Origin of the sequence: Pseudomonas sp. AAC (genome assembly GCF_000725445.1) — a bacterium.
Taxonomy (GTDB): domain Bacteria; phylum Pseudomonadota; class Gammaproteobacteria; order Pseudomonadales; family Pseudomonadaceae; genus Pseudomonas; species Pseudomonas citronellolis.
This window is the reverse complement of sequence record NZ_KL647102.1, coordinates 333,549-353,140: the sequence shown is the minus strand read 5'-3', so window position 1 is coordinate 353,140 and position 19,592 is coordinate 333,549. Positions and strand designations below refer to the sequence as shown.

Annotated in this window: 18 protein-coding genes; 6 read left to right on the top strand and 12 right to left on the bottom strand. The window is 66.5% G+C overall.

Going from position 1 to position 19,592, the window contains the following annotated elements:
• Positions 1-37 precede the first annotated feature (37 nt).
• The 3 genes from cgtA to rplU form a co-directional block, all read right to left on the bottom strand.
• Positions 38-1,258, bottom strand: coding sequence for an Obg family GTPase CgtA (cgtA, locus tag FG99_RS29050; protein WP_009617552.1), 1,221 nt, complete (start codon positions 1,256-1,258; stop codon positions 38-40).
• 156 nt (positions 1,259-1,414) lie between these two features.
• A complete protein-coding gene (gene rpmA / locus FG99_RS29045; protein ID WP_009617551.1) occupies positions 1,415-1,672 on the bottom strand; it encodes a 50S ribosomal protein L27 in 258 nt (85 codons plus the stop codon).
• A 24-nt stretch (positions 1,673-1,696) separates the two neighbouring features.
• Complete coding sequence (rplU, locus tag FG99_RS29040) at positions 1,697-2,008, bottom strand: 50S ribosomal protein L21 (RefSeq protein WP_009617549.1); 312 nt, start codon at positions 2,006-2,008, stop codon at positions 1,697-1,699.
• A gap of 240 nt (positions 2,009-2,248) precedes the next feature.
• On the opposite strand from rplU, the gene FG99_RS29035 reads away from it, so the two are divergent.
• Both FG99_RS29035 and FG99_RS29030 read left to right on the top strand, forming a co-directional pair.
• Complete coding sequence (locus tag FG99_RS29035) at positions 2,249-3,217, top strand: polyprenyl synthetase family protein (protein ID WP_043273632.1); 969 nt, start codon at positions 2,249-2,251, stop codon at positions 3,215-3,217.
• Between the two features lie 176 nt (positions 3,218-3,393).
• Entirely contained in the window at positions 3,394-3,618 is a 225-nt protein-coding gene (locus FG99_RS29030) for a PA4570 family protein (protein WP_009617547.1), read from the top strand.
• Between the two features lie 474 nt (positions 3,619-4,092).
• Here the strand turns inward: FG99_RS29030 and FG99_RS29025 are convergent, their stop codons facing one another.
• The 7 genes from FG99_RS29025 to FG99_RS28995 form a co-directional block, all read right to left on the bottom strand.
• A complete protein-coding gene (locus FG99_RS29025) occupies positions 4,093-5,178 on the bottom strand; it encodes an IS110 family RNA-guided transposase (protein WP_081884575.1) in 1,086 nt (361 codons plus the stop codon).
• Between the two features lie 435 nt (positions 5,179-5,613).
• Positions 5,614-6,231, bottom strand: a complete 618-nt coding sequence (locus FG99_RS29020; protein WP_043273631.1) for a BamJ family beta-barrel-assembly machinery protein — start codon at positions 6,229-6,231, stop codon at positions 5,614-5,616.
• 70 nt (positions 6,232-6,301) lie between these two features.
• Positions 6,302-6,601, bottom strand: a complete 300-nt coding sequence (locus FG99_RS29015) for a DUF6482 family protein (protein ID WP_009617543.1) — start codon at positions 6,599-6,601, stop codon at positions 6,302-6,304.
• A 124-nt stretch (positions 6,602-6,725) separates the two neighbouring features.
• Complete coding sequence (locus tag FG99_RS29010; protein WP_043273630.1) at positions 6,726-7,220, bottom strand: TIGR00645 family protein; 495 nt, start codon at positions 7,218-7,220, stop codon at positions 6,726-6,728.
• 168 nt (positions 7,221-7,388) lie between these two features.
• Entirely contained in the window at positions 7,389-7,730 is a 342-nt protein-coding gene (locus tag FG99_RS29005; protein WP_009617539.1) for a PA4575 family protein, read from the bottom strand.
• Between the two features lie 179 nt (positions 7,731-7,909).
• On the bottom strand, positions 7,910-10,393 hold the full coding sequence (locus tag FG99_RS29000) for a Lon protease family protein (protein ID WP_009617537.1): 2,484 nt from the start codon (positions 10,391-10,393) through the stop codon (positions 7,910-7,912).
• A gap of 99 nt (positions 10,394-10,492) precedes the next feature.
• Entirely contained in the window at positions 10,493-10,822 is a 330-nt protein-coding gene (locus tag FG99_RS28995; RefSeq protein WP_043273629.1) for a TraR/DksA family transcriptional regulator, read from the bottom strand.
• Positions 10,823-11,053: 231 nt separating this feature from the next.
• Between FG99_RS28995 and FG99_RS28990 the strand changes: the two genes are divergently transcribed.
• From FG99_RS28990 to FG99_RS28975, 4 genes are all read left to right on the top strand, one after another.
• Positions 11,054-11,542, top strand: a complete 489-nt coding sequence (locus FG99_RS28990; RefSeq protein ID WP_009617533.1) for a DUF3015 domain-containing protein — start codon at positions 11,054-11,056, stop codon at positions 11,540-11,542.
• 57 nt (positions 11,543-11,599) lie between these two features.
• Positions 11,600-13,465: an Lnb N-terminal periplasmic domain-containing protein gene (locus FG99_RS28985; protein WP_043273628.1), complete on the top strand. Its 1,866-nt coding sequence runs from the start codon at positions 11,600-11,602 to the stop codon at positions 13,463-13,465.
• A gap of 46 nt (positions 13,466-13,511) precedes the next feature.
• Complete coding sequence (locus FG99_RS28980; RefSeq protein WP_043273626.1) at positions 13,512-14,732, top strand: RtcB family protein; 1,221 nt, start codon at positions 13,512-13,514, stop codon at positions 14,730-14,732.
• A gap of 130 nt (positions 14,733-14,862) precedes the next feature.
• Positions 14,863-15,885 carry a cytochrome-c peroxidase gene (locus FG99_RS28975; protein WP_043273624.1) on the top strand — a complete coding sequence of 341 codons (1,023 nt, stop codon included), beginning with the start codon at positions 14,863-14,865 and terminating at the stop codon, positions 15,883-15,885.
• A 401-nt stretch (positions 15,886-16,286) separates the two neighbouring features.
• Here FG99_RS28975 and gdhA read toward each other — a convergent pair whose 3' ends face one another.
• Both gdhA and ettA read right to left on the bottom strand, forming a co-directional pair.
• Positions 16,287-17,621, bottom strand: coding sequence for an NADP-specific glutamate dehydrogenase (gdhA, locus tag FG99_RS28970; protein ID WP_043273623.1), 1,335 nt, complete (start codon positions 17,619-17,621; stop codon positions 16,287-16,289).
• A gap of 230 nt (positions 17,622-17,851) precedes the next feature.
• On the bottom strand, positions 17,852-19,516 hold the full coding sequence (gene ettA, locus FG99_RS28965) for an energy-dependent translational throttle protein EttA (protein ID WP_009617524.1): 1,665 nt from the start codon (positions 19,514-19,516) through the stop codon (positions 17,852-17,854).
• Positions 19,517-19,592 lie beyond the last annotated feature (76 nt).

Below are 19,592 nucleotides of genomic sequence, written 5' to 3'. Positions count from 1 at the left end.
CACCAGGTTGCTTCGGGACCGGCGCACGCGGCGCCGGTCAGGGCACGTAGAAGATTTCCGGCCCGTCGCCGTCGTCCTCGTCGTCGAAATCATCGTCGTCGTCGAGGTCGTCGGCATTCTTCAGGCCGGCACGGCGCAGCGCACGCGCGTCGTCCATGGCCTGCAGACGGGAACGCGCCTCGTCTTCGATGCGCTGGTCGAGTTCGGCCAGGGCCTCGCCGTAGGCCGGGTCTTCCTCGATGCGCAGGCTGCGCTCGTCGAGGTACTTCATGATGTCCTGGCTGAGCGCCTCGGTGCCTTCGCGCTCCAGCGCGGAGATCACGTAGACCGGACCTTCCCAGCCCAGGCGCTCGACCACCTGCTGCTTGCGCCGCTCCTGCTCTTCCGGCTCGAGGATCTGGTCCATCTTGTTCAGCACCAGCCAGCGGTCACGCTCGGTGAGCGCCGGGCTGAACTTGGCCAGCTCGTTGACGATGGTCTCGGCGGCATCGGCCGGGTCGCTCTCGTCCAGCGGCGCCATGTCGACGATGTGCAGCAGCAGGCGGGTACGCGCCAGGTGCTTGAGGAAGCGGATGCCCAGGCCGGCGCCTTCGGCGGCGCCCTCGATCAGGCCGGGGATGTCGGCGACCACGAAGCTCTTGAAGCGCCCGACGCTGACCACACCCAGGTTCGGCACCAGGGTGGTGAAGGGGTAGTCGGCGACTTTCGGCTTGGCCGCGGACACGGCGCGGATGAAGGTGCTCTTGCCGGCGTTCGGCAGGCCCAGCAGGCCGACGTCGGCCAGGACCTTCAGCTCCAGCTTGAGGTCGCGGGCCTCGCCGGGCTTGCCCGGGGTGGTCTGCCGCGGCGCGCGGTTGGTGCTGGACTTGAAGCGGGTGTTGCCCAGGCCGTGCCAGCCGCCCTGGGCGACCATCAGGCGCTGGCCGGGCTCGGTCAGGTCGCCGATGACTTCATGGGTGCTCGCATCGATCACGGTGGTGCCCACCGGCACCGGCAGGACCAGGTCGTCGCCCTTGGCGCCGGTGCAGTCCTTGCTGCCGCCGTTCTGCCCGCGCTGGGCGTCGAAACGGCGGGTGTAGCGGTAGTCCACCAGGGTGTTCAGGCTCTCGTCGGCCTCGAGGAACACCGAGCCGCCGTCACCGCCGTCACCGCCGTTGGGGCCGCCCTTCTCGATGAACTTCTCGCGGCGAAAGCTCATGAGGCCATTGCCGCCGTCACCGGCTTTCACGTGGATGGATACTTCGTCGACGAATTTCATGGGAACGCCTCCCGCCAGCGTGGCGGGTTGAATAAGAAAAGGAGCATAGGATACAGCCAAGCCCGCGCAAACGCAGGAGCCCGGGATCCGTTGCCGGGAAACGCCAGAAACAAAAAAGCCCCGTCGCGAGACAGGGCTTTTTCAGTGAAGGCTCGCTTAGGCAGCGACGACGCTTACGTAGCGACGGCCGAAGGCGCCTTTCACTTCGAACTTGATCACGCCGTCGATTTTCGCGAACAGGGTGTGATCCTTGCCCATGCCAACGCCGTAGCCGGCGTGGAACTGGGTGCCGCGCTGACGCACGATGATGTTGCCTGCTTTGACAGCCTGGCTACCGAACAGCTTCACGCCAAGGCGTTTACTTTCGGAGTCGCGGCCGTTGCGGGTACTACCGCCAGCTTTCTTGTGTGCCATGAGTCATATCCTCCAAAAAAGGAATTAGGCCTGGATGCCGGTGATCTTGATTTCAGTGAACCACTGGCGGTGGCCCTGACGCTTCATGTGGTGCTTGCGGCGGCGGAACTTGATGATGCGCACTTTGTCGTGACGACCGTGGGAAACCACTTCAGCGGTCACTTTCGCGCCTTCTACCACCGGCAGGCCGATCTTGACGTCATCGCCATTGGCGACCAGCAGAACGCGATCCAGGTTGATCGCTTCGCCGGTGGCGACGTCGAGTTTCTCGACCTTGAGGAATTCGCCTTCGGCGACTTTGTATTGCTTGCCGCCGGTAACAATAACTGCGTACATCTGGATGTCTCCGTTAGACCTGCTCACCCGACGCTTTATAGGAAGAGGTATCGGTCGGCATGGCTGCATGGGGCCGGAAGAGCGCCCGTGCAATTGCGTAAGGCAGGGTATGCCAGGGAAGTTCGGGGCCGCGATTGTACGCAAAGCCCTACGCGGACACAAGCCTTGCGGCGCTTTCCTTGACAGCCCCCACCCCGGCACCTAGCATGCCGCGCATTCTTCGAGGAGCGCCTTCGTAATATGCAACCCCAGGCTTTCTATCGGGTGGTGGCGGACGACTTCACCGCCGTCGACGGCATCATCCGTCGCCAGCTCAGCTCCCGCGTTCCCTTGGTCGAGAAGATCGGCGACTATATCATCTCCGCCGGCGGCAAGCGTCTTCGCCCGCTGCTGGTGCTGCTCAGCGGCAAGGCCCTGGGCTACTCCGGGGACGACCTGCGCCTGCTGGCCGCCACCATCGAGTTCCTGCATACCTCCACCCTGCTGCACGACGACGTGGTCGACGCCTCCGGCCTGCGCCGCGGCCGCGCCACCGCCAACGCGCAATGGGGCAACGCGCCCAGCGTGCTGGTCGGCGACTTCCTCTATGCCCGCTCCTTCGAAATGATGGTCGAACTCGGCTCCATGCCGGTGATGCGCATCATCTCCCAGGCCACCCGGGTGATCGCCGAGGGCGAGGTGCTGCAGCTGACCAAGGTGCGCGACGCCAGCACCACCGAAGAAACCTACATGGAAGTCATCCGCGGCAAGACCGCGATGCTCTTCGAGGCCTCCACCCACAGCGCCGCCGCCATCGCCGGCGCCACGCCGGAACAGGCCGAGGCCCTGCGCCAGTTCGGCGACGCCCTGGGCATCGCCTTCCAACTGGTGGACGACCTGCTGGACTACCGCGGCGACGCCAGCACCCTGGGCAAGAACGTCGGCGACGACCTCGCCGAGGGCAAGCCCACCCTGCCGCTGATCGCCACCATGCGCGACGGCACCCCGGAACAGGCGCTACTGGTGCGCAAGGCCATCCAGCAGGGCGGCAGCCAGGACCTGGAAGGCATCCGCGCCGCCGTGGAAGCCGCCGGCGCCCTGGACTACACCGCGAATCTGGCGCGCGAATACGCCGCCCGCGCCATCGACTGCCTCAAGGCGCTGCCGGACAACGAGTACCGTGACGCGCTGATCGAGCTGAGCGAGTTCGCCGTCGCCCGCACCCACTGATCCACACGCGATCCGACGAACGCCCGCCCGGCCCTGCCGCGCGGGCGTTCTGCGTTATGCGCGGTTGATCCAGGCCATGGCATTGGTCGGTTGGTGGAAAAAAATTCTGCATAGGGGCTTGCTATCGAGATAATAAGAATTATTCTCATTAACTCGGCTACCAAGGAGATGCAGAGATGACCTACATGATCGATGCCTGGCTGGACCGCCCCCATCCCTATCTGCGCATCCTCAATCGCGATACCGGGGAAGTCTGCGCCCTGCTGCAGGAAGACGCCCTGGACGAGCTGCGCGAACAGGGCGGCCTGGACCTGCACGAACTGGGCACCAGCGAGCCGCAGGTGCTCAAGGAGCTGGTGCGCAACCTGTTCCTGTTCTGCTACGCCCGCGCGCTGCGTTGAACGCTGTGGCTGTTCGCGGGAGCGACGGGGGTTTTCGTAGGAGCGACTGTTTGCGCCGAGGCGCTTTTCGTAGGATGGGTTGAGCTTGCGAAACCCATGCGGTTGCGCTGATGGGTATCGCTTCGCTCAACACCATCCTACGAAAAAGCCACGCTCGCTCCTACGCTCATTCCCCTGTAGGAGCGCGCCCTGCGCGCGAATCGCGGGCAGGGCCCGCTCCTATGTATGGACTCACCCCCACCGTCAACCCGCTTTTGAACATGAAAACCCGACTGCATCTATGTATTAGGCCTGTTCGAGGAAGCCACGTCGGGCTTCTGGCCAACATTGGGTAAGCCCGCGGAATGCCGATTACAAAGAGGCCTCGAAGGCCGGTAGGAGCGTAGGCATCGATCCGCGACGGTCTGACCAGGGGTCAATGTTCTTCAGCAAGGGTTGGAGCGACTTGGCGCCCCGTTGGCGGGAACTCGTTGATCAGTGGCTCATTTCCATCTCCCGGCAAGCATTCGGCTTGCGCTGGTAGGTTTGTTCGCTGCACAGCAGCACCCAGGCGATACGCAGGTTGCGGTTGGCCAGTCGTACTGCCGCGCCCTTGCGCCCCAGACGTTGTAGCCAGCGCTGCAGGCGCCGATCATCCGGGTGTTCGGAATCGGGCCGCAGTTGCTTCAACACCGCATGCGAGCCTACGACCATCAGGCTGCGCACATAGGCGTCGCCACGTTTGGTCATCTTGCCCAGCCGCACCTTCTGCCCGCTGCTGTGCTGGTCGGGCACGATGCCGAAGTAGGCAGCGAACTGACGCGCATTGGCGAAACGTTCCGGCTCGACCTGTTTGGCCAGCAAGGCCGTAGCCGTGATCGGACCGATACCACGTACCGTCATCAGCCGTTTGGCTGTCGGGTCGGCGGCGGCACAGGCTTCCAGACGCCCGGTCAGCGCGGCGATACGCTCGCCCAGCCGTTTCCATTCGTTCAGCATCTCGTCGATCAGCTCGCGCAGCAGCGCCGGCAACGGCTGTCTAGCGTCTTCCAGCACCCGGGTGACACCTTGCTTCAAGCCCACATCCCCCTGCGCCAGGGCGATACCCTGCTCCAGCAGCAGCCCGCGGATCTGATTACCCATGGCGGTGCGCCGCCGCACATAGCCCCGCCGGACACGGTGCCAGGCCTGCATCGCCAGTGCCGCGACGCTCTTCACCGGCACCGACGCAATACTGCTATCCCGGCCCGCCCGCAGAATGGCGTGGGCATCATTGCGATCATTCTTCGCTCCGCTCCGGTGCTCGGCCACCCGCTGGGCCGGCAGGATACGCACCGGGTTGCCCTGCGCCTGCAGCAGCCGGGCCCAGGCCTGTGCTCCAGGGCCGGTTTCCATCAGCACCGTCACGCCCTCCGGCAGCTTCTGCAGAAACACCTGAAACGCTTCACGCGACTTGATTCGCTGTTCGTATGCCAGTTGACCCTGGGCGTCTTCCCCCGCCACCTGGAAGACCTTTTTCGCCAGATCCACGGCGACTGTCGTGCACACCGATACATCGGTTGCAGACACCGGCTTATTCATCGTCGTATGCTTTTTCATGGACTCACCCTCACTGTCGGTGGCTTCTTAGACCGCCATCGTGGCGCCTCGACGCCTCGGTGAGGGTGAGTCCATCCAATTACAGTTCCGGGGAAGCACGGGCGTAGGAGCGGACCTTGTCCGCGCTGGCGGGATGAGCGCCGGCACTGCCGGCAGAATCGCGGATAAATCCACTCCTGCATCTCATCTGGCAAACATAACGACCCCTAGGATGGGTCGGATGCGGGCCGTTCGCGAGCAAGCTCGCTCCTACGAAGAGCATGAGCCGAGGCGGGAGCGGGATGTACAGGTTTTTTGCGATGGCGCAGGACGCGCCATCCGTGCGGTCGCCGCCCGGGAGGCGGCTGCACAGCGGGGGCAACGTGGAGCCCCCTGCACGCCGCGGCGGCCAGGGACGGCCGCCGCGGGCTGCATCCATCAGAGGATGTCGAGCAGCTCGACGTCGAACACCAGGGTGCTGTGCGGCGGGATGCTGCCCACCGCCTGGCCGCCGTAGGCCAGCTCGGCCGGCACATGCAGGCGCCACTTGCTGCCGGTGTTCATCAGTTGCAGGGCCTCGACCCAGCCGGCGATCACGCCGCCCACCGGGAACTCGGCCGGCTGGCCGCGCTGGTAGGAGCTGTCGAACACGCTGCCGTCGATCAGGGTGCCGTGGTAGTGGGTGCGCACGGTGTCGTCGCGGGACGGCTTGGCGCCTTCGCCGGCGACCAGCACTTCGTATTGCAGGCCGGACGGCAGCACGGTGACGCCTTCGCGCTTGGCGTTCTCCACCAGGTAGGCCTCGCCTTCGGCGGCGGCCGCCTCGGCCTTGGCCTGGGCTTCGGCCTGCATGCGCTGGCGGATCACCTGGAAGCTGGCGGACAGCTGCTCGGCGGGCACCCGGCTATCGGCACCGGCGAAGGCGTCGGAGAGGCCGGCCAGCACCGCGTCCAGGCTCATGCCCGGGACCGGGTTGGCACGCAGCTGGTCGCCCAGCTGGCGGCCGACGCCGTAGCTGACGCGGGCTTCGTCGGTGGAAAGGTTGAGTTCGCTCATGGCGGGGGCTCCGCTGGGTAAAAAAGGGCGGCCAGCCTAGCACAGTCGGCCGCCCCGCCCCACCGCGACCTCAATGCAGCGGCATGGGCACGCCCTCGTCGTTCTGCGCGCTGCCGCTCTGCGAGCCGCACATCTCGTCCTGCACCGCGGCATGTACCAGTTGGAAAGGGATCGGTGGCAACGCCGTCAGCAATTGGCGGGCGTGCTCCAGCGAACGCACCCCGAGCACGTGCCCCTTGGCATCCTGGATCGGGAAGAAACGCTGGCCCACGCGCGCCTCCAGCACGTAGATGCCGCCCTCCAGGGATACCAGGTTGAGTTCGTCGATATCCCCGGCGAGGGAACGGTTGGTCAGCTCTTGCAGGTTCATCGCGCACCTCCAGGGTAGGCTCCAACGCAGCCAGTCTGGTACAGCGCGCCGGCCGCGCCCAGCGCAAACGACACCGCCCGTCAGTTGTGGCTGACGGGCGGTGTGCTGGAGGCGGGAAAAGCGATCAGTGGTCGTGGCGCGTGGCCTTGTCCAGGTAGCCCATGGCGAACGCGGAGAGAACGAAGGTGAGGTGGATGATCACGTACCACATCAGCTTGTTGTCCGGGACGTTCTTGGCGTCCATGAAGATGCGCAGCAGGTGGATCGAGGAGATCGCCACGATGGAAGCAGCCACCTTGTTCTTCAGCGAACTGGCGTCCATCTTGCCGAGCCAGCTGAGCTTTTCCTTGCCTTCGGAAATGTCCAGCTGCGAGACGAAGTTCTCGTAGCCGGAGAACATCACCATCACCAGCAGCCCGCCGACCAGGGCCATGTCGATCAGCGACAGCAGCACCAGGATCAGGTCGGCCTCGGCGATGGAGAAGATGTCCGGCAGGATGTGGAAGATTTCCTGGAAGAACTTGATGGTCAGCGCCAGCAATGCCAGCGACAGGCCGATATAGACCGGCGCCAGCAGCCAGCGGGCGGCGTACATGCTGTTTTCGATGAAACGTTCCATGGCCTTCGCAAAAGGAGTTCGGAAATGGCGCAGGATTATAGCTGAAGGCCCGCGGCGAGTTATCCAGTTATTCTGTGGATAAATATGTGCAGGAGCGCCGAAAGAAACGCGCCAGCCCCCGCCCGCAGGGGGTTGCCGGCGGTCGCTCAGAGACTGCGCAATGCGCCTTCAGGACTCGGGGTGAGACTGGTAGTCCCCGAAATTTCGCACGCGCTCGCCATTGATGCGGCGCAGCTCGGCCTGCAGGTGCAGTTGCCAGATGGGCAGGTCGTCGGCGGGCACGTAGCCCTGCTGGGCCAGGCAGTCGGCGATGGCGTCGAGCACGCCCTCGGCCACGAAAGGCCCGTAGAACGGGCCCTGGGCCTTGATGGCGGTGGGCTGGGCCCCCGCCATGCCCGCGGCGCAGAGCAGTGTCCAGAGTCCATTCTCTCCGGCCAGCGGCCTGATCACGCACTCGATGCGCGTGGTCAGCCCCAGACAGGGGCGGATAAGGCAGAGGTTACGCGGCATGGCGGCACCCTCGCGGTTGTCCTGTTTTCGAGCCTACACCCGGGGTTGACCTCGGGAAAGCCCGTTTTATCCACCATAGCTGTGGATATCGTTGTGGACACCACGGGGGCAACGGCGCCCGACGAGCGCCATTGCTGGGGACCCCGCCGCTGGTCAAGGACTGGCCAGCGGCAGCGGGCTCAGTCGCTGTCCTTCTTCTTGCGCGCCCGCTCCTTCTCCACCTGGGGCGCCTTGGCGGCCTTGGCGGCGGCCGGCGCGGCCTCCTTGGCGAGCTTTTCCTTGTCCTCCTCGTCCATGCCCATGGCGTCGATCTCCTTGAGGCGCTCGACCACCCGCGCGTTGACGCTGCCGGCCGGGAACTGGCCCTTGGCGTCCGGCGCGCCGGCCGGCTCGCCGACCAGCAGGCCCAGCGCCTCGTCGACGTGGCGCACCGCGTAGACGTTGAACAGGCCGTTGCGCACCGCCTGCAGCACGCGCTCGTCGAGCATCAGGGTGGTGACGTTGGAACGCGGGATGATCACCCCCTGCTCGCCGGTCAGGCCGCGGGCCTCGCAGAGGCGGAAGAAGCCTTCGATCTTCTCGTTGACGCCGCCGACCGCCTGCACTTCGCCGAACTGGTTGATCGAGCCGGTGATGGCGAAGCACTGCCGCAGCGGCGTGCGCGACAGCGCCGAGATCAGCGTGCAGACCTCGCCGAGCGAGGCGCTGTCGCCGTCGACGTAGCCGTAGGACTGCTCCAGGGCGATGCTCGCGGAGATTTCCAGCGGGAACTCCTGGGCGTAGCGGCTGCCCAGGTAGCCGGTGAGGATCATCACGCCCTTGGAGTGGATCGGCTGGCCCAGGCTGACCTCGCGCTCGATGTCGACGATGCCGCTGCCACCGGGGTAGACGGTGGCGGAGATGCGCGCCGGCACGCCGAACACCGAGTCGCCCACCTCCAGCACGGTGAGACCGTTGCACTTGCCCACGGCGGCGCCTTCGGTGTCGATCAGCACGATGCCGGCCAGCATGTCGTCGAGGATCCGCGCCGAGACGCGGCCGGTGCGGGTTTCCTTGGCCTTGAGGGCGCGTTCGATGTGGCCCAGGTCGGTGACCGGTTCGTTGGCCAGTTGGCGGATGAAGTCCGCCTCGCTGACCAGCTGGAACAGGTCGCCGATGCGCGCCGACAGCCGCCCCTGGTGCTCGGCCAGGCGCGCGCTGTAGGTGGCCAGGCGCGCCACCGCGGTGGCGCTCAGCGGCGCCATGCCCTCTTCCGAGGTGCGCGTCTTGAGCAGTTGGGCGAACTGTTCGAGGCTGTCCTCGGCCAGCGGGATGTCCTCGTCGAAGTCGACCAGCACGCGGAACATCTCCTGGAAGTCCGGGTCCAGGTCCTGCAGGGTGTAGTAGATCTGCCGCGAGCCGATGATGATGACCTTCAGGTGCAGCGGGATCACCTGCGGCGTCAGGCTCATGGCGGCCAGGCGGCCGAGTTCGGCCAGCGGCGATTCCATCTTCAGCTGGCGCGACTGCAGGGCGCGCTTGAGCGCGTCCCAGACGAAGGGCTCGCCCAGCAGTTTCTCCGCCTCCAGCACCAGGAAGCCGCCGTTGGCGCGGTGCAGCGCGCCCGGGCGCAGTTGCCGGTAGCTGGTGTAGAGGGCGCCCTGGTCGGAGGCGTACTCGATGCGGCCGAACAGGTTGTCGTAGGTCGGGTGCGACTCGAACACCACCGGCGCGCCGCTGGTGGTGTGGTGGCCGATCACCTGGTTGGGCGCGTACAGCTCCTGCAGCATCAGCTTGCGCTGGGCATCGCTGCGCTCGGTGTCCACCAGTTGGTCGACCACGGTCTTCAGCAGGTTCAGCTGCATGGCCTGCAGGTAGGTGCAGACGCCGGTGTTGTTGTTGTACTTCTCCACCAGCGGCGCCAGCAGCGGCTGCAGCGCGAGGGTGATGGTCTCCTCGTTGAGCTGGCGCAACTGGTTGCTGGACTCGCGCTTCCACTGCGGCAGGCTGGCCAGTTCCTCGTTGAGCTGTTCCTCGAGGTCGGCGATATCGGCGTGGAAACGCTCGCGCTCGGCCTCCGGCAGTTGGGCGAACTCGGCCTCGTCGAGGGCCTTGCCGTCCTTCATCGGGGTGAAGGCGATGTTCGCGCTGTCGCGGTACAGCGCCACGTCCTTCTCCAGGGCCAGGCGCTCGACGGTGTCCAGGGCCTTGTCGTAGCGCTGGTTGAAGGCGCGGTCGATGGCGCTTTTCTTCTGCTGGTAGGCCGGGTTCTCGAACACCGAGGGGAAGGTCGACAGCAGGTTGTCGATCAGTTGGTCGATGTCCGCGCCGAAGTCGGCGGCGCTGCCCGGCGGCAGTTCGATGGCGCGCGGCTCGCGGCCCTCCTCGAAGTGGTTGACGTAGACCCAGTCGGCCGGCGTCGGCAGGCGCTTGGCCTCGGCCTTCAGATAGCGCTGCACGAAGGAGAAGCGCCCGGTCCCCGGCTCGCCCATGACGAACACGTTGTAGCCCGGCCGCGGCATCGCCACACCGAACTGCAGGGCCTCCACCGCACGCTCCTGTCCTAGGACGCCGAGGAAGGGCTCCAGATCGTCGGTGGTGGCGAAGGCAAACTGCTCGGGCGAGAAGGGACGGGTCAGTTCATCGGGCGCCAGGCGCAGGCCGGCGGCAACGGATTGGGGCATCGGAAATCCTTGCATCGGGCGGCACGGAGCCGCGGAGAGTTGCCCGCATTCTCGCGCTGCCCGCGCGCCACTGGCAAGGCGCGCGCAAGCCCTGGCCGATCAGTGCTGCAGATCGGCGCAGCGCAGGCAGTATTCCGTGGCCGGCAGGGCGCGCAGGCGGCGGGGCTCGATGGCTTCGCCGCAGCGTACGCACTGTCCGTAGGTTCCGTCCGCCAGACGCAGGCGCGCCAGGCCCACCAGGCGCATGCCCGCCTCGGCTTCGGCCAGCAGGGCCCGCAGCACATCGTCGTTCTCCCGCTGCTGGGCCTGTTCGGCGAAGTCCGGCGAGTGGGTCCGCGCCAGGTCGCTGCGGATCGCGGCGGCACGCTGGGAATATTCGCTGGCCAGCGTATCCAGGGCAGAACGGGGGTCGAAATCATCTACGGCCATGACGCCTCTCCGACGGACAAGGAACTGTTTCAAGTGTGGCCGGTTCCAAGGGAATCGCCGCTGATACCGATCAATAGCCTGTTGCAGGGAGCATGACGCGGTTCTCCCCGCCGAGGATTCAGGGACATCGCGCCTTGACACCCTCAGGATATTCCTACAAAGCTCTGGCAGGCGCTGTTTGCTGTCAGCGGCTACGTACAGCCATGCATTCGAACAAAGAGAGATACGCAGATGAAAAGGATTCTACTCGGTACCCTCCTCGCCACCGTTTCCATCGGCGCCTTCGCCGACGCCCCCGGCAGCGACGGCTGCGGCTGGGGCCAGATGCTCTTCAAGGGCCAGCGCGGCACCGCCACCCACGTGCTGGCGGCTACCACCAACGGCTCCTCGGGCAACAACACCTTCGGCATGACCACCGGCACCAACGGTTGCCACACCAATGGCGCGCTGACCTACGGCGGCAAGCCGATGATCGTGCTCAGCAGCATGATGGACGAGCTGTCCGAAGACATGGCCAAGGGTGACGGCGAAGCGCTGACCACCTACGCCGTGGTCCTGGGCGTGAAGCCCGAAGACCGCGCGCACTTCGCCGAAGTGACCCACGAGCACTTCGCACAGATCTTCAACAAGTCCGACGTCACCGCCGAGGACGTCTACGCCAACACCCAGGCCGTGCTGAAACAGGACACCCGCCTGGCCAAGTACGCCGAACAGGCCTGAGCCTGATGGCCCGCCCCACCGGGGCGGGCTCCCCTACCTCGACCCGCTAAGGTCCCCATGCCCAAACGCCTGTTGCCATGGCTGGCGCTGTGCGCCTGCGCATCCCTGCACGCGAGCCCCCAGTTTCCCGAATCCCGCCTCCAGGCCCTGGCCGCGCAGCCCTACTGGCTGGCCCTGGGGCACTACACGCCGAGCAAGCTGGGCGGCTGGCGCAGCTTCGTCGACGACGACAGGTTCTTCCTCGCCGAGGACGGCGACCGCTCGCCGGAGCATGAGCTCAAGGCCACCGTCGACGCCCTCTACGCCGCCCCCGGCCTCGGCGACAAGCATGCCCAGTGCGTCTACCCGGCGCGCACCCGCTGGCTGAAGCAGCAATTGCAGCTGACCGGCCTGCCGCGGCCGGCGTGCAAGGAGTACGACACCTGGTACGGCGACATCAACCCGCACAGCGCCGTGCTGGTGTTCCCCGCCGCCTACCTGAACAGCCCCTCGTCGATGTTCGGCCACACCCTGCTGCGCATCGACCAGGCCGACGTCGACAGCAACAACACCGCCCTGCTCAGCTACGCGCTGAACTTCGGCGCCTACATCGAGGGCATGGACAACAGCATCCTCTACGCCTGGAAGGGCCTGATGGGCGGCTACCCCGGCCTGTTCGCCCTGGTGCCCTACCGCGAGAAGCTCTCCGAATACAGCCGCCTGGAGAACCGCGACCTCTGGGAGTACCGCCTGAACCTCACGCCCGAGGAGACCGGGCGCATGGTCGAGCACGTCTGGGAGCTCAAGCAGGTCCGCTTCAAGTACTTCTTCTTCGACGAGAACTGCTCCTTCCGCCTGCTCGAACTGCTGGAGATCGCCCGCCCCGGGGTGAAGCTGACCGGCGAATTCCCGCTCTACGCCATCCCCACCGACACGGTGCGCGCGGTGAAGCAGGCCGGGATGATCGACAAGGTCGACTACCGCCCCTCGCGGGAGAAGGAACTGCTGGCCCGCGCCGAGCCGCTGGACGCCGGCGAGAAGCAGCTGGCCCGGCGCCTGGCCGACGACGACCGGCTGCTCGATTCCCCCGAATTCAAGGCCCTGCCCGCGCCGCGCCAGGCCCTGGTGCAGGACACCGCCTTCCGCCTGCTGCGCTACCGCGCCACCGGCAAGGAGCGCGACGAGGCCGACGCCGCGCGCAGCTACCAGCTGCTGCGGGCGATCAACCAGAACCCGCCGCCGCCGGCCCAGGTGGAACGCCCGGGGCAGCCGGAGGAAGGCCACCAGTCGCTGACCTGGCAGCTCGGCGCCGGCAGCCGCGACGGCCAGGCCTTCGCCGACTACGGCCTGCGCATGGCCTACCACGACCTGCTGGACAATAGCTACGGCTTCCCCCAGGGCGCGCAGCTGGAACTGGGCGACCTGCGCCTGCGCCAGTACGAAGGCAACCGCTGGCAGCTGCAGCGCTTCGACGTGGTCAGCATCCGCTCCATGACGCCGCGCAACGCCCTGCTGCAGCCGCTGTCCTGGCAGGTCACCGGCGGCTGGGAGCGGGTGCCCGGCAAGCACAGCGACGACGACCACGACACCCTGGCCGGCCACGTCAACGGCGGCGCCGGCGGCAGCTGGAAGCTCGCCGACGACCTGCAGGCCTACGCCCTGGGCACCGCGCGCATCGAGAACAACCCCGACTTCGCCGCGACCGTGGCGCCGGCAGTGGGCTTCGACACCGGCGTGCTCTGGCGCAACCCGCTGGGCAACCTGGCCCTGGAGGGCAAGGGCGACTACTTCCACAACGGCGAGGTGCGCCGCAGCCTGAGCCTCGGCCAGCAGGTGGAACTGGGCCGCAACCTGGGCCTGCGGCTGTCCGCCGAACGCCAGTTCAGCCACCAGGCCGGGCCGGTCAGCGAGGTCATGCTGGAGCTGCGCTGGTACCATTACTGAATCGACGGATTCAGCGCCCGCCGCGATGGCGGGCGGGTAGCGCGCCATGAAAACCCCAGCCCCCACCCTGCTCGAAGTCGCCGGCGGCAAGCCGATCAAGCTCTGGACCCAAGGCGTGCCCGTGGAAGACGAGGCGCGCCAGCAGCTGATGAACACCGCGCGCCTGCCGTTCATCTTCAGGCACCTGGCGGTGATGCCCGACGTGCACCTGGGCAAGGGCTCGACCATCGGCAGCGTGATCCCCACCGTCGGCGCCATCATCCCGGCCGCGGTCGGCGTGGACATCGGCTGCGGCATGATCGCCGCACGCACCTCGCTGCTCGCCGCCGACCTGCCGGACAACCTGCACGGCCTGCGCAGCGCCATCGAGAAGGCGGTGCCCCACGGCAAGACCTTCGGCCGCCACGACCAGGGCGCCTGGAACGAGGTGCCGGCGCACGCCGACCAGGCTTGGAAGGGCCTGGCCCGGCGCTTCCGCGCCATCACCGACAAGTACCCGCGCCTGGAGAAGACCAACAACCGCCAGCACCTGGGCACCCTGGGCACCGGCAACCACTTCATCGAGGTCTGCCTGGACGAGGCCGGGCGCGTGTGGTTCATGCTGCACAGCGGCTCGCGCGGGGTGGGCAACGCCATCGGCTGCCTGTTCATCGAACTGGCCCAGGCCGACATGCGCCAGCACCTGGCCAACCTGCCGGACAAGGACCTGGCCTACTTCGAGGAAGGCAGCCGGCACTTCGACGACTACGTGGAAGCGGTGGGCTGGGCCCAGGACTTCGCCCGGCAGAACCGCGAGCTGATGATGCAGGCGGTGATCGCCGCGGCGCGCAAGGTGATCCGCAAACCCTTCGAGGCCAGCCTGGAAGCGGTGAACTGCCACCACAACTACGTGCAGCGCGAGCGGCATTTCGGCCGCGAGGTGCTGGTCACGCGCAAGGGCGCGGTGTCGGCGCAGAAGGGCCAGTTGGGCATCATTCCCGGCTCCATGGGGGCGAAGAGCTTCATCGTCCGCGGCCTGGGCAACGAAGAAGCGTTCTGCTCCTGCAGCCACGGCGCCGGCCGCAGCATGAGCCGCACCCAGGCGAAGAAGCGCTTCAGCGTCGAGGACCAGGTGCGCGCCACCGCCCACGTCGAGTGCCGCAAGGACAAGGACGTGATCGACGAAATCCCCATGGCCTACAAGGACATAGACGCGGTGATGGCCGCCCAGCGCGACCTGGTGGAAGTGGTACACACCCTGCGCCAGGTGGTCTGCGTGAAGGGTTGAAGCTGCGGCATATCCCCGCACCCATTGCCCCGGGAGGGGCGGCTTGATCCCGGTCAATTCTCGCCCTCGCCGCCTGGCCTCTCCTTGAAACAGGAAAAAACCAATAGCCTGATAACGAGGAGAACACTCCATGCAGCCCCTGAAACTGGCCCTGGGCGGCCTGTTGTTGGCCGCCAGCAGCACCGCCGCCCACGCCGACGCCTTGCGCGACCAGGCCAACGCCATCTTCAAGCCCATTCCCGAGCAGACCACCGGGCTGGATGCGGCCCAGGTGGAGCTGGGCCGCCAGTTGTTCTTCGAGCCACGCCTGTCGGCCAGCCACGTGATCAGTTGCAACACCTGCCACAACATCGGCACCGGCGGCGCCGACAACGTGCCGGCCTCCAGCGGCCATGCCTGGCAGAAAGGCGCGCGCAACTCGCCGACGGTGTTCAACGCGGTGTTCAACGTGGCGCAGTTCTGGGACGGCCGCGCCAAGGACCTGGAGGAACAGGCCAAGGGCCCGGTGCAGAACCCGGTGGAGATGCACAACACGCCGAAGAACGTCGAGGCCACGCTCAAGAGCATGCCCGAGTACGTGGCGGCCTTCGAAAAGGCCTTCCCCGGCGACAAGCAGGCGGTGAGCTTCGACAACATGGCCCGCGCGCTGCAGGCCTTCGAATCGACGCTGATCACCCCCGACTCGCGTTTCGACCAGTACCTCAAGGGCGACGACAAGGCCCTGGACGCCAAGGAGAAGAAAGGGCTGCAGGCCTTCATGAGCGCCGGCTGCATCAGCTGCCACAACGGCGTGAACCTGGGCGGCCAGGCCTACTTCCCGTTCGGCCTGGTGAAGAAGCCCGACGCCAGCATCCTGCCCAGCGGCGACAAGGGCCGCTTCGCGGTGACCAAGACGCAGAACGACGAATACGTGTTCCGCGCCGCGCCGCTGCGCAACGTGGCCCTCACCGCGCCCTACTTCCACAGCGGGCAGGTGTGGGACCTGGAGGAAGCGGTGACGATCATGGGCACCGCGCAACTGGGCAAACAGCTGGATGCCGGCGAGGTGAGCGACATAGTCGCCTTCCTCAAGACCGTCACCGGCAAGCAGCCGCAGGTGGAATACCCGCTGCTGCCGCCGAGCACCGCCAGCACGCCGCGCCCGGTGGATTGACCAGGGGCCTCCCCCTGTAGGAGCAGGCCCTGCCTGCGATTCGCGCGCAGGGGCGCTCCTACAGGGGAAAGGCGTAGGTGGCGCAGTGTAGGAGCGGATCTCATCCGCGAATCGCGCCGGGACGTCCGGCTATCGCGGACAAGGTCCGCTCCTACGAAAAGCACCTCGGTGCGCTCGCGTAGGATGGGTGGAGCGAAGCGATACCCATCGCCATGGCCGGCCGGGACGTAGGGCGAATAACCGTTCGCGGTTATCCGCCGCTACACCCCGCTCATGCCCGGCTTATTGGTCGAACTCGAAGCACCCGGGAACAGGTGCTCCGAGACCAAATCCGGTCGCGCCTGGGACCAAAGCCAGGCGGCGTATAACGTGGAGCGTTATACGCCCTACGCACCAGCAGGTCAGACCACGCCCTGCGCCAGCATGGCATCGGCGACCTTGACGAAGCCGGCGATGTTGGCGCCCTTCACGTAGTTGATCCGGCCGTTCTCCTCGCCGTGGGCGACGCAGGCGTGGTGGATGTTCTGCATGATGCCGTGCAGGCGCTGGTCCACTTCGCCGGCGCTCCAGTGCAGGCGCATGGCGTTCTGGCTCATCTCCAGGCCGCTGGTGGCGACGCCGCCGGCGTTGGAGGCCTTGCCCGGCGCGTAGAGGATGCCGGCTTCGAGGAAGATATCCACAGCCTCCAGGGTCGACGGCATGTTGGCGCCCTCGGCCACGCAGATGCAGCCGTTGCCCAGCAGGGTGCGGGCGTCCTCGGCGTCCAGCTCGTTCTGCGTCGCGCAGGGCAGCGCGATGTCGCAGGGCAGCGCCCAGGGGCGCTGGCCGGCCAGGAAGCGCAGGCCGGGGCCGATCATTTCGCTGAGACGGCCGCGGCGGACGTTCTTCAGCTCCATCACCTCTTCCCACTGTTCCAGGCTCAGGCCGCCCTCGGCGAACAGGGTGCCTTCGGAGTCGGACAGCGAGATCACCTTGCCGCCCAGTTCCATCACCTTCTGCGCCGCGTACTGGGCCACGTTGCCGGAGCCGGAGATGGCCACGCGCTGGCCGTCGAAGCCGCTTTCGCGGGCCTTGAGCATCTCCTGGGCGAAGTACACGCAGCCGTAGCCGGTGGCTTCCGGGCGGATCAGGCTGCCGCCATAGGCCAGGCCCTTGCCGGTGAGCACCGAGCTGAACTCGTTGGCCAGGCGCTTGTACTGGCCGAACAGGTAGCCGATCTCGCGGGCGCCCACGCCGATGTCACCGGCCGGCACGTCCAGGTCGGCGCCGACGTGGCGGTACAGCTCGCTCATGAACGACTGGCAGAAGCGCATCACCTCGGCGTCGCTCTTGCCCTTGGGGTCGAAGTCCGAGCCGCCCTTGCCGCCGCCCATGGGCAGCGAGGTCAGGGAGTTCTTGAACACCTGCTCGAAGGCCAGGAACTTGAGCACGCCCAGGTTCACCGAGGGGTGGAAGCGCAGGCCGCCCTTGTACGGGCCGATGGCGCTGCTCATCTGTACGCGGAAGCCGCGGTTGACCCGCACCCGGCCCTGGTCGTCGACCCAGGGCACGCGGAACAGGATGGCGCGTTCGGGCTCGACGATGCGCTCGAGGATGCCGGCCTGCTGGTAGCGCGGGTTGGCTTCGAGGAACGGCCAGAGGGAACGCAGCACCTCTTCCACCGCCTGGTGGAATTCGGGCTGATCGGGGTCGCGCCGCTTGAGGCGCTCGAGGAACGAGTCAACGGATTGCGTCATGTCTACACCGGTCTTTCTGATTATGGGCGGGGCCCTTTTGCGGCGAGACTCTAACAACCGATATCGCACCGAGACAGTGCGACATGACGCCTTTATGAATCTTTTTGGTGCAAATCTGTAAGAAAGCCCTTTCAGCTACTGGGCTACAGCAAGTATTTCTAAATGTTTCAGATGGCTTCGTACACCTACGAAAACGGGGCCCGAAGGCCCCGTCTGTCGTAAGAAGCGGCTTACGCCAGCTTCTTGTAGCGCACGCGGTGCGGCTGCGCTGCAGCCTCGCCCAGGCGCTTCTTGCGGTCGGCTTCGAACTCGGTGTAGTTGCCTTCGAAGAAGGTCACCTTGCCGTCGTCCTCGTAGGACAGGATGTGGGTGGCGATACGGTCCAGGAACCAGCGATCGTGGGAAATCACGATGGCGGCGCCGGGGAAGTCCAGCAGCGCCTCTTCCAGGGCGCGCAGGGTTTCCACGTCGAGGTCGTTGGACGGTTCGTCGAGCAGCAGCACGTTGCCGCCCTGCTTCAGGGTCAGGGCCAGGTGCAGGCGGCCACGCTCACCGCCGGAGAGGTCCTTGACGAACTTCTGCTGGTCGGCGCCCTTGAAGTTGAAGCGGCCGACGTAGCTGCGCGAGGGGACTTCGTAGTTGCCGATCCTGATCTGCTCGAAACCGTCGGAAACCTGCTCCCACACGGTCTTGGTGCCGTCCAGGCTGTCGCGGCTCTGGTCGACGCTGGCGATCTGCACGGTTTCGCCGATCTCGATGGTGCCCGAGTCCGGTTGTTCCTTGCCGGTCAGCATGCGGAACAGGGTGGACTTGCCCGCGCCGTTGCCGCCGATCACGCCGACGATGGCGCCCTTGGGAATGCTCAGCGACAGGTCGTCGATCAGCACGCGGTCGCCGTAGCCCTTGCACACGTTGCGCAGCTCGATGACCTTGTCGCCCAGGCGCGGGCCGGCCGGGATGTAGATTTCGTTGGTCTCGCTGCGCTTCTGGAATTCCTGCGACTGCATTTCCTCGAAGCGCTGCAGACGGGCCTTGGACTTGGCCTGGCGGCCCTTGGCGCCCTGGCGCACCCACTCCAGTTCGGCCTTCATGGCCTTGGCGTGGGAGGCTTCCTGCTTGGCTTCCTGGGCCAGGCGGTTGGCCTTGGATTCCAGCCAGCCGGAGTAGTTGCCTTCGAAGGGGATGCCGTGGCCACGGTCCAGTTCGAGGATCCAGCCGGCGACGTTGTCGAGGAAGTAGCGGTCGTGGGTGATCGCCACCACGGTGCCGGGGAAGTCGTGGAGGAAGTGTTCCAGCCAGGCGACGGAGTCGGCGTCCAGGTGGTTGGTCGGTTCGTCCAGCAGCAGCATGTCGGGAGCCGACAGCAGCAGGCGGCACAGCGCCACGCGGCGCTTCTCGCCACCGGAGAGGTGTTCGATCTTCGCGTCCCACGGCGGCAGGCGCAGGGCATCGGCGGCGACTTCCAGCTGGCGCTCCAGGTTGTGGCCGTCGGAGGAATGGATGATGGCTTCCAACTTGGCCTGCTCGGCTGCCAGGGCGTCGAAGTCGGCGTCCGGCTCGGCGTAGGCGGCGTAGACCTCGTCCAGGCGGGCCTGGGCCTGCTTGACCTCGTCCACCGCTTCCTCGACCACGTCGCGCACGGTCTTCTGCGGGTCGAGCTGCGGCTCCTGCGGCAGGTAGCCGACCTTGATGCCCGGCATCGGGCGGGCTTCGCCCTCGATCTCGGTGTCGACGCCGGCCATGATGCGCAGCAGGGTGGATTTACCCGCGCCGTTCAGGCCCAGCACGCCGATCTTGGCGCCGGGGAAGAACGACAGGGAGATGTCCTTGAGGATTTCACGCTTGGGCGGCACGACCTTGCCGACCCGGTGCATGGTATAGACGTATTGAGCCATGGATACCTAGCTTCTGGGATGAAAGTGTGAATGGCCGTTATGGCTGTCGCGGCCTGCGGGCCGGTGTTGCCCGGGG

What these genes read in the sequence shown, in the direction of transcription:
- FG99_RS28980 (WP_043273626.1), top strand. Translation starts at nt 13,512, where the DNA reads ATGAAAACCCCAGCCCCCACCCTGCTCGAAGTCGCCGGCGGCAAGCCG.
- rpmA (WP_009617551.1), bottom strand. Translation starts at nt 1,672, where the DNA reads ATGGCACACAAGAAAGCTGGCGGTAGTACCCGCAACGGCCGCGACTCC.
- rplU (WP_009617549.1), bottom strand. Translation starts at nt 2,008, where the DNA reads ATGTACGCAGTTATTGTTACCGGCGGCAAGCAATACAAAGTCGCCGAA.
- cgtA (WP_009617552.1), bottom strand. Translation starts at nt 1,258, where the DNA reads ATGAAATTCGTCGACGAAGTATCCATCCACGTGAAAGCCGGTGACGGC.
- FG99_RS29030 (WP_009617547.1), top strand. Translation starts at nt 3,394, where the DNA reads ATGACCTACATGATCGATGCCTGGCTGGACCGCCCCCATCCCTATCTG.
- FG99_RS28985 (WP_043273628.1), top strand. Translation starts at nt 11,600, where the DNA reads ATGCCCAAACGCCTGTTGCCATGGCTGGCGCTGTGCGCCTGCGCATCC.
- FG99_RS28990 (WP_009617533.1), top strand. Translation starts at nt 11,054, where the DNA reads ATGAAAAGGATTCTACTCGGTACCCTCCTCGCCACCGTTTCCATCGGC.
- FG99_RS29010 (WP_043273630.1), bottom strand. Translation starts at nt 7,220, where the DNA reads ATGGAACGTTTCATCGAAAACAGCATGTACGCCGCCCGCTGGCTGCTG.
- FG99_RS29000 (WP_009617537.1), bottom strand. Translation starts at nt 10,393, where the DNA reads ATGCCCCAATCCGTTGCCGCCGGCCTGCGCCTGGCGCCCGATGAACTG.
- gdhA (WP_043273623.1), bottom strand. Translation starts at nt 17,621, where the DNA reads ATGACGCAATCCGTTGACTCGTTCCTCGAGCGCCTCAAGCGGCGCGAC.
- FG99_RS29035 (WP_043273632.1), top strand. Translation starts at nt 2,249, where the DNA reads ATGCAACCCCAGGCTTTCTATCGGGTGGTGGCGGACGACTTCACCGCC.
- ettA (WP_009617524.1), bottom strand. Translation starts at nt 19,516, where the DNA reads ATGGCTCAATACGTCTATACCATGCACCGGGTCGGCAAGGTCGTGCCG.
- FG99_RS28975 (WP_043273624.1), top strand. Translation starts at nt 14,863, where the DNA reads ATGCAGCCCCTGAAACTGGCCCTGGGCGGCCTGTTGTTGGCCGCCAGC.
- FG99_RS29025 (WP_081884575.1), bottom strand. Translation starts at nt 5,178, where the DNA reads ATGAATAAGCCGGTGTCTGCAACCGATGTATCGGTGTGCACGACAGTC.
- FG99_RS29015 (WP_009617543.1), bottom strand. Translation starts at nt 6,601, where the DNA reads ATGAACCTGCAAGAGCTGACCAACCGTTCCCTCGCCGGGGATATCGAC.
- FG99_RS28995 (WP_043273629.1), bottom strand. Translation starts at nt 10,822, where the DNA reads ATGGCCGTAGATGATTTCGACCCCCGTTCTGCCCTGGATACGCTGGCC.
- FG99_RS29005 (WP_009617539.1), bottom strand. Translation starts at nt 7,730, where the DNA reads ATGCCGCGTAACCTCTGCCTTATCCGCCCCTGTCTGGGGCTGACCACG.
- FG99_RS29020 (WP_043273631.1), bottom strand. Translation starts at nt 6,231, where the DNA reads ATGAGCGAACTCAACCTTTCCACCGACGAAGCCCGCGTCAGCTACGGC.